Source organism: Mycobacterium sp. NGS62 (genome assembly GCF_059812285.1).
This window is the reverse complement of sequence record NZ_JCALCK010000063.1, coordinates 1-1,265: the sequence shown is the minus strand read 5'-3', so window position 1 is coordinate 1,265 and position 1,265 is coordinate 1. Positions and strand designations below refer to the sequence as shown.

Genomic DNA, 1,265 nt, shown 5'->3' with positions numbered 1-1,265 from the left:
GTTAGCCGCTGGAACGGCGTGGGGCAGGTGGACGACGTCGAGGACGTCGTGGACGTCGTGGGTGACGTCGTTCGCGACGTCGTCGCCGACGCGGTGGTTGGCGCGGCGGCGGGCGTGCCAGGCGGCTTTTCGGCAGCGAGGCGAGCAGTAGCGGCGGTTGGGGTTTCGGGTGGTGACGGTGATGGTCGTGCCGCAGCCCAGGCAGTTGGCGGTGGTCATGGTTTGGCCTCCGGGTGTAGGGCGCGGCGCAGCGCATCGCTGCGTTTCTGGTGAGCCCGCATCCGATACGACGGCCCGTCGATGGGGACCACGATGCCGGTGTGTAGTACTCGATCTAAAACCGCGGCGGCGAGCATCGGGTCGCCGAGGCGCTCCCCCCAGCCGGCGATGCCGGTATGGGAGGTCAGAATCGTCGAGGATTTCAGGTAGCGCCGCGAAATCACTTCAACAGCGCGGTATTGGCCTCGGGATCTGGGTTGCGGCGCGCGTAGGCGAATTCGTCGATGACCAGCAGCCGTGGGCCGCACAAGAACCGCATGCAGGTGGCCCAGCGTCCTTCCAGCGCGGCCTTGTGACAGCGTTTGGTCAAATCGTCGGCGGTGGTGAAGTAGACGCGGTGACCGGCTTCGGCGGCCGCGCGGGCCAGCCCGATGGCCAGCATGGTCTTGCCGGTGCCGGGTGGCCCGATGAAAACCACATTGCCGGCGTCGTCGAGGAACCGCAGCGAGGCCAGCTCGCGGATGAGTTTCTCATCAACGCCAGGCTGGGCGGTGAAATCGAACTCATCCAGACGGGATGCGGTGGGCAGACAAGCGAACCGCAACCGTGATACCAACCGCCTCGCCTGGGTGGTTTCGACTTCGACCGCCAGCAACTGCTCGAGCAAAGCCACCGTGGACAAGTCCTGGCCGCGGGCGTCGTCGAGCATCCCCGGCAGCGCCTCTGCCGCCGCGGAGAGCCTAAGGACGTGCAGGTGATCGCGCAGCCGCTGATAGGTGGCGGCCTCACTACTGGTGGTCTTCATCGGGTCTCACCCCCGTGTCGGCGAGCCCGCATGGGTCGGCTGGCTGCGGCATAGCGGGCGAAGTCGGCCACCACCTGCTCACCTTCCAGCGGCTGGTTGTGCTGGCGGATGCGGTCGGCCTCGGCCAGCGCCTCCGCCGACGGTGGGCGGCGGTGTTTGCGTCGACACGGTGGCCGGTCGGCGAAGTTGGCCAGCACCACCTTCTCCAGGGCGGCCACATGCTCCTCGGCGAGCACCACCG

The 1,265-nt window shown here is 67.7% G+C and carries 2 protein-coding genes and 1 pseudogene; all 3 read right to left on the bottom strand.

What is annotated here, in order from left to right; translation table 11 throughout:
• Positions 1-219: DNA gyrase inhibitor YacG (locus AC5Y49_RS24690; protein ID WP_499892001.1), on the bottom strand; the 219-nt coding region annotated here is incomplete at its 3' end.
• A pseudogene (gene istB, locus AC5Y49_RS24685) lies at positions 216-1,024 on the bottom strand (IS21-like element helper ATPase IstB). The pseudogene istB and the gene AC5Y49_RS24690, both read right to left, overlap by 4 nt.
• A partial coding sequence (locus tag AC5Y49_RS24680; protein ID WP_499892000.1) for a hypothetical protein occupies positions 1,021-1,265 on the bottom strand: 245 nt, incomplete at its 5' end. The gene AC5Y49_RS24680 and the pseudogene istB, both read right to left, overlap by 4 nt.